3 protein-coding genes are annotated in these 7,397 nt (G+C 71.6%); all 3 read right to left on the reverse strand.

Annotated features, from left to right (window positions below):
* Positions 1-244: 244 nt before the first annotated feature.
* The 3 genes from ABEB07_RS36235 to ABEB07_RS36245 all read right to left on the reverse strand — a co-directional run bounded on the left by ABEB07_RS36235 (position 245) and on the right by ABEB07_RS36245 (position 6,890).
* Positions 245-5,179 carry an NAD-glutamate dehydrogenase gene (locus ABEB07_RS36235; RefSeq protein WP_345672299.1) on the reverse strand — a complete coding sequence of 1,645 codons (4,935 nt, stop codon included), beginning with the start codon at positions 5,177-5,179 and terminating at the stop codon, positions 245-247.
* Positions 5,180-5,660: 481 nt separating this feature from the next.
* Complete coding sequence (locus ABEB07_RS36240) at positions 5,661-6,344, reverse strand: HAD family hydrolase (RefSeq protein WP_345672300.1); 684 nt, start codon at positions 6,342-6,344, stop codon at positions 5,661-5,663.
* 30 nt (positions 6,345-6,374) lie between these two features.
* Positions 6,375-6,890 carry a DUF6912 family protein gene (locus ABEB07_RS36245; RefSeq protein ID WP_345672302.1) on the reverse strand — a complete coding sequence of 172 codons (516 nt, stop codon included), beginning with the start codon at positions 6,888-6,890 and terminating at the stop codon, positions 6,375-6,377.
* Between the last annotated feature and the right edge of the window lie 507 nt (positions 6,891-7,397).

Consider the following 7,397-nt stretch of genomic DNA (forward strand, 5'->3'; position numbering starts at 1 on the left):
ACGGGGACGCGGCCGGACGGCTCTCGGCGAGTTTCACAGTCACCCGGCAACATTACTTGAATGATCGCGAATAACAGGAAAGGGTAAATTTCCGCGCGGCGCGCACCAAACAACGACAAGAAAACGACAAGAGGGCGCCCCCGGACGGTGAAGTCCGGGGGCGCCCTCCATCAGCCCTGTGTCAGCCTTCCGGCGGCCTTGCGGCAGCCTTCCGGCAGCCTCCTGGCGGCCTTCCGGCGGTCGCCTACGAATGCGTGCGCAGCAGCGTCCGCATCGTCCGCATCGCCACCGACAGGTTCGCCAGGTCGAACGCGTCCGAGCCGCGGATCTCCTCCAGCGTGATGCGGGCCCGGCCCAGGATGGCCGCGTTCTTCTGCTCCCACACCTCGAACCGCTGCTCCGGCGTCGAGGTGCCGTTGCCCGCGGCCAGCACGTCCGCCGTCAGCGCCGCGTGCGCCGCGTACAGGTCCTCGCGGATCGCCGCGCGGGCCATGGACTGCCAGCGGTCGTTGCGCGGCAGCTCGATGATGCGGTCCATCAGCTGGGTGATGGCGAGCCGGTCACCGAGGTCGTAGTACACCTCGGCGACGTCCAGCGGGTCCTTGCCCATGCGGTCGGCCACCGAGACGATGTCGAGCGCCGGGAAGGCGGAGGAGAACCCGGCCACCCGCGTCGCCGCCTCGTCCGGGACGCCCGCGGCCGACAGCTCGTCGTAGACCTGCTGGTACCAGTCCAGGTCCGCGCCCTTGAGCAGCTTGGGCAGCTGCGCCCACACCTGCTCGACCCGGTCGGCGAAGAACTCCACCGTCTCGCCGAGCTGGAGCGGCTGCGGCCGGTTGTTCAGCAGCCAGCGCGTGCCGCGCTCGACCAGCCGGCGCGAGTGCAGCCGGATACGGGTCTGGACGTCGGCCTCGACCTGGTTGTCCAGCGCCTCCACCGCGTCCCACACCGGCGCCGAGCGGAAGATCGCGCGGGCCACGGTCTGCGCCCGGACGATCTCCTCCAGCGACGCGCCGGTCTCCTCCCGCAGCCGGTGCAGATAGGTCGTGCCACCGGTGTTGACGGTGTCGTTGACCAGGACGGTCGTGGTGATCTCGCGGTGCAGCGGGTGCCCGTCGATCTGCTCCCCGAACCGCTCGCGCAGCTGGGTCGGGAAGTAGGCGTGCAGCAGGGCGCGCAGATACGGGTCGTCCGGCAGCGAGGTGTGCAGCAGCTCCTCGGCGACCGTGATCTTCGTGTACGCCAGCAGGACGGCCGTCTCCGGACCGGTCAGGCCGTGGCCGCCGGTCAGCCGCTCGCGGATCTGCCGGTCGGTGGGCAGGAACTCCAGCGCCCGGTCCAGGTGGCCCTCGCGCACCAGGTGCTTCATGAAGCGCTGCTGGGCGTGGAGCATGTCCTTGGACTGCGCGAGCGCGTTGGCGATCGCCGTGTTCTGCGCGTAGTTGTTGCGCAGCACCAGCGAACCGACCTCGTCGGTCATCTCGGCGAGCAGCTTGTTGCGCTGCTTGACGGTCATGTCGCCTTCGGTGACCAGGCCGTTGAGCAGGATCTTGATGTTCACCTCGTGGTCGGAGGTGTCCACGCCCGCGCTGTTGTCGATGGCGTCGGTGTTGACCTTGCCGCCGTTCTGCGCGAACTCGATCCGGCCCAGCTGGGTGCAGCCCAGGTTGCCGCCCTCGCCGACGACCTTGACCCTCAGGTCGCCGCCGTCGACGCGGATGGCGTCGTTGGCCTTGTCGCCGACCTCCGCGTTGGACTCGGTGGACGCCTTGACGTAGGTGCCGATGCCGCCGTTCCACAGCAGGTCGACCGGGGCGGTGAGGATGACCCGCATCAGGTCGGCCGGGGTCATCTTGGTGACCTTGGAGTCGATGCCGAGTGCCTCGCGGATGTGCGCGTTGATCTGGATCGACTTGGCGCTGCGCGGGAAGATCCCGCCGCCCGCCGACAGCAGCGAGGTGTCGTAGTCGGCCCAGCTGGAGCGCGGCAGCTCGAACAGGCGGCGGCGCTCGGCGTAGCCGGTGGCCGCGTCCGGGTCCGGGTCGATGAAGATGTGCCGGTGGTCGAAGGCGGCGACCAGGCGGATGTGCTCGGACAGCAGCATGCCGTTGCCGAACACGTCACCGGACATGTCGCCGATGCCGACGACCGTGAAGTCCTCGGACTGGGTGTCCACGCCCAGCTCGCGGAAGTGCCGCTTGACCGACTCCCAGGCGCCGCGGGCGGTGATGCCCATGCCCTTGTGGTCGTAGCCCGCCGAGCCGCCGGAGGCGAAGGCGTCGCCGAGCCAGAAGTCGTAGGACTCGGCGACCTCGTTGGCGATGTCGGAGAACGTCGCCGTGCCCTTGTCGGCGGCGACCACCAGATACGTGTCGTCGCCGTCGTGGCGGACCACGTCGCGCGGGGGCACGACCTCGCCGGCCACCATGTTGTCGGTGATGTCCAGCAGCGCCGAGATGAACGTCTTGTAGCTGGCGATGCCCTCCGCCAGCCACGCGTCGCGGTCCACGGCCGGGTCGGGCAGCTGCTTGGCGACGAAGCCGCCCTTGGCGCCCACCGGCACGATGACGGTGTTCTTCACCATCTGCGCCTTGACCAGGCCGAGGATCTCGGTGCGGAAGTCCTCGCGCCGGTCGGACCAGCGCAGACCGCCGCGGGCGACCTTGCCGAAGCGCAGGTGCACGCCCTCCACCCGCGGCGAGTACACCCAGATCTCGTACGCCGGGCGCGGCGCCGGCAGGTCGGGGATGGCCTGCGGGTCGAACTTCATCGAGACGTACTCGTGCGGCCGGCCGTCCGCGGCGGTCTGGAAGAAGTTGGTGCGCAGGGTCGCCTTGACCACCGTCAGGAAGGAGCGCAGGATGCGGTCCTCGTCCAGCGAGGCCACCTGGTCCAGGGCCGCGTCGACCTCTTCGAGCAGCGCGTCCACCAGCTCGTGCCCGGCGCGCTGGCGCTCCGGGGCCATCCGCGCCTCGAACAGGGAGACCAGCAGCCGGGTGGTGTGGACGTTGTTGCGGAGGGTGTCCTCCATGTAGTCCTGGCTGAACGTGGAGCCCGCCTGGCGCAGGTACTTGGCGTAGGCGCGCAGCACCAGCGCCTCGCGCCAGCTCAGCCCGGCGCTCAGCACCAGCGCGTTGAAGCCGTCGTTCTCCGCCTTGCCGGTCCAGGCGGCGGCGAAAGCGTCCTGGAACCGCTCGCGGGCGTCGTCGCCGAGGTGGTCGCCGATGCCGGCGGCGTCCTTGGGCATCCGCAGGCCGAAGTCGTAGATCCACGCCGTCGTGCGGTCCGCGCAGCGCAGTTCGTAGGGCCGCTCGTCGGTGACCTCCACGCCGAGCCGGCTGAGCACCGGCAGCACGTGCGAGAGGGAGACCGTGCCGCCCTTCTGGTAGATCTTGAAGCGGCGCTCCTCGGGGGCGGCGCCCACCGGCTCGTACAGGCTGAGCGCGAACGTCTTGTCCTCGTCCAGCTGCTCCAGGTTGACCAGGTCGGCGACGGCGGCGCGCGGGGAGTGGTCGGCCTTGTAGCCCTCGGGGAAGGCGGCCGCGTAGCGGCGCAGCAGCTCGGCGGCGCGCTCCTCGCCCAGTTCGGCGGTCAGCGCCTCGGCGAAGGCGTCGGCCCAGGACCGGGCGGCCTCCACCAGGCGGCCCTCGATGCGCTCCTTGTCGGCGTCGGACAGCTCCGGCAGCTCGGTGCCCTGCGGGACGCGGACGACGAAGTGCAGCCGGGACAGGATCGACTCGGTGTTCCAGGCGGTGAAGTCGACGCTGGTGCCGCCCAGCTCCTCCTTGAGGATGTCGATGATCCGCAGCCGCACGCCGGTGGTGTAGCGGTCGCGCGGCAGGTAGACGAGGGCCGAGTAGTAGCGGCCGTACTCGTCCTGGCGCAGGTAGAGCCGCAGCCGGCGGCGCTCCTGGAGGTAGAGCACGGAGGTGACGATCGACTGGAGCTCGTCGGCCGGGGTCTGGAACAGCTCGTCGCGCGGGTAGGTCTCCATGATCTGGAGCAGGTCGCGGCCGTCGTGGCTGTTGGGCGAGAACCCGGCGCGGTCCAGGACCTCCTCGACCTTGCGGCGGATCACCGGGACCCGGCGCACCGACTCGGTGTAGGCGGCGGAGGAGAACAGGCCGAGGAAGCGGCGCTCGCCGACCACCTCGCCCTGGTCGTTGAACTTCTTGACGCCGATGTAGTCCAGGTAGGACGGCCGGTGCACGGTGGCCCGGCTGTTGGCCTTGGTCAGCACCAGCAGCTTGTGCTCGCGGGCCTTGGCGCGGGCGTCGGCGGGCAGCCGCTCGAAGGACGGGCTGACCGGGTGGCTGTCCTCGCCGCCGTGCGGGGGGTCCGAGCGCAGTATGCCCAGCCCGGTGCCGGGGACGGCGGCGAGCGAGTCGTCGTCGCGCAGCTGGTACTCGCGGAAGCCGAGGAAGGTGAAGTGGTCGGCGGACAGCCAGCGCAGCAGCTCGCGGGCCTCCTCCACCTGCGGTCCGGGCAGGTCGGCGGGGACCGGCTCGTCGGGCAGGCCGTCGGCGATGCGGACGGCGGCCTCGCGCATCTTCTCCCAGTCCTCGACGGCCTCGCGGACGTCGGAGAGCACGCGCAGCAGGTCGGCGGTGATCTGCTTGAGGTCGGCGCGGTCGGTCTCGCGGTCGATCTCGACGTGGATCCAGGACTCGACGTGCGCGTCGTGCGGCAGCGGCTCGCCGGGCAGCGCGGCGGGCAGCACCTCCAGGAGCTTGCCGTTCAGGTCGCGGCGGACCACGAACTGCGGGTGGATCACGACGTGGATGCCGCGTCCCTGCCGGGTCAGCTCGTTGGTGACCGAGTCGACGAGGAAGGGCATGTCGTCGGTGACGACCTCGACCACGGAGTGGCTGCACGTCCAGCCGTTCTCCTCGACGGTCGGGGTGTGCACCCGCACGTTGGCCGTGCCCTGCGGGCGGGCGGCGGCCAGCCGGTAGTGCGAGATGGCCGCTCCGAAGACGTCGACCGGGTCGCGGTCGCCCAGGTCCTCGGGGGCGGTGTGCAGGTAGTAGCGCTGGAGGAACGAGAGCACGGAGTCCCGGTCCGGGGTGCCCTCGACGTTCGTCCCGGTCGGGAGGTGCCCCCCGGCCGGGCTGTTCTCAGCTACCCGAACGGCCCTTTCGAGCAGCTCGGCCTTGGCTTCGTCCAGCTTGGTCTGCATTGTCCTCTGGCTCCTGTCGCGCGCCGTTGCGTGACGTTGAAGGAAGTACGGTCTCTTCCCCTTGGGCGTAACGTCCCGGTCCGGGGTTTCCGGCCCCTACCGACGCTATGCCGCTGGGTGAGCTGAGCGGGGGGTTATCGGCCATGTTCGACGCACCGGAAAGGTGTGACGCTGCTCTCGGCGGCGCCGCTTCCCGGGGTTGACGCGGCGTCCTGGGGGCCGGTTCGGCCCCGTCCCGCCCGCGAGGACCAGCGACCGCCGCCCGGTCACGGATGTGGTCCGTGCGCACCGGGCGCGGAGCGGAGGCGACGGCGCCCCCGCGAACTATCGCGCTGATCACGCCACCAGGCTATCGCTCCTGCCGGGTGACCCGTCATGAGCCGTATGTGTACAAAACCAGGGGTGAGATTTTGACGTTCTGCACAGGGTGTGCGGGGTGGGGGGTGTGGGCGCGCGCGGTGCGGGCGTCGTCCGTCGCGGCTCAGGCGGCCAGGCGCTGGGCCTCGGCGACGGCTTCCCGGAGGGTGTCCACCACGGGCACGCCGGCGCCTTCGAGGCTGGCCCGGCTGTGCGAACCGCCGGTGTAGAGCACCGCGCGCGCCCCCGCGTGCCGGGCGGCCACGGCGTCGTCGGCCGCGTCCCCGATCACCACGGTGCGCGCCGGTCGCACCGTCCCGGCCAGCGCGCCCAGGTGCCGCACCATGTGCTCGGCCTTGCTGCCGCCGGAGGGCCCGGTACGCCCGTCGACGCGTATGAAGTGCGTCTCGATGCCGAAGCCCCGCACCAGCGGGACCAGGTCCTCATGGCCGTACATGCTCAGGATCGACTGGCTGTGGCCGGCCGACGTCCAGCCCGTCAGCAGGTCCACCGCGCCCTCGGCGAGCGCGCAGCGGGTGCGGTGCTCGGTGTAGTGCCGGTGGAAGACCGCGTCCATCAGCTCCCACTCGGCGTCGGTGGGCAGCCGCCCCATCAGCCGCTCGTAGAACTTCGGTATCGGCACGCAGTACAGCGTGCGGTAGCGCTCCAGCGTGATCGGCGCGAGGCCGATCTCGGCGAAGGCGGCGTTCGTCGCGCCGATCACCGCGTCGTTGTCGTGGAACAGCGTGCCGTTCCAGTCCCAGACGATGTGCGCGCCCGAACCCGTCGCGCCTGAGTGCGTCCCCATACCGCCCAAGGTACTCGTGGCCACTGACAGTCAGGAGTCCTCGCGTACGGCGACGAGGTTCGCGATCTCCTGGGTGGCGAACCAGAGCAAGTCGTGGTCCTCGGCCGCGTCCACGACGGCCAGCGCCTTCTCGTCCCCGGCGTCCGCCGCCGCGAGGGCCGCCGCCGCGGCGGCCACCTCGGTCGCGGCGTCGTCGGAGTCGACGTGCACGGCGGCCGCCTTGGCCAGCGGTACGGTCCCGGCCAGCCGCACCTCGCCGGGCTCGGCCCGGTCGGCGTCCCGGACGGCCTCCACCGCGCCGTCCGCGACGTCGACGGCGACCACGACCCGGCGGCGCGGCGCGTCCGGCGACGCCGCGAGCTGCCGCAGCGAGGCCAGCGCGGCCCGGGTCAGGGCGGCGTACTCCAGTTCCTCGGTGTCCTCGGAGCCGTACCACGCGCGCAGGGCGGGGGTGACGGCGTGGGCGGCGAACGGCTCCGCGCCCAGCCGTCCGGTCCGGTGCGCCTCGGCGAGACCGGGGAGGGTCAGGGGGACGTAGACGCGCATGACGGGCCGCTTTCGTGGTCGCAGGGCTCCGGGGGGACTCCGGCGGGGCCGGGAGGGCTCCACCGGGGCCCGGAGGCTCCCGTGGGGGCTTCGCACCGCCGACGGCGGCCCAGGGGCCACCCGGACGGCCTTCAGGATACGTGCGGGCGTCCCCGTTCGTGTCCCCGGCCGCGCTCCGGGAGACGTCCACCCGACACCTCCCGATTCACCCGGTCCACCCCCTTTCCGCCCTTTGTCCCCGGGGGCCGTACCGCGCACGATCACTCGGATGAGTGAAGTCTGCGACCGCCCGGGACGCGCCACTCTTGCTTTGCCCGGCCGGAACCGGCTCCCGTACAAGATCCCCTGCAAGAAGTTACCGGCCGGTACGGCCATGTCGTAGAACGGGGACGCCACGCGTGAACAAGGTCATGACCAGAACCCGGCGCCGTCCGGGCGCCCGCCCGCCGGGCCGCCGCGCCGCCCGCCGGCCCGCCGGCGCCCCGCCCCGCGCGCCGGCCCCCGGCC

This window comes from Streptomyces similanensis (assembly GCF_039543625.1).
Lineage (GTDB): Bacteria > Actinomycetota > Actinomycetes > Streptomycetales > Streptomycetaceae > Streptomyces > Streptomyces similanensis.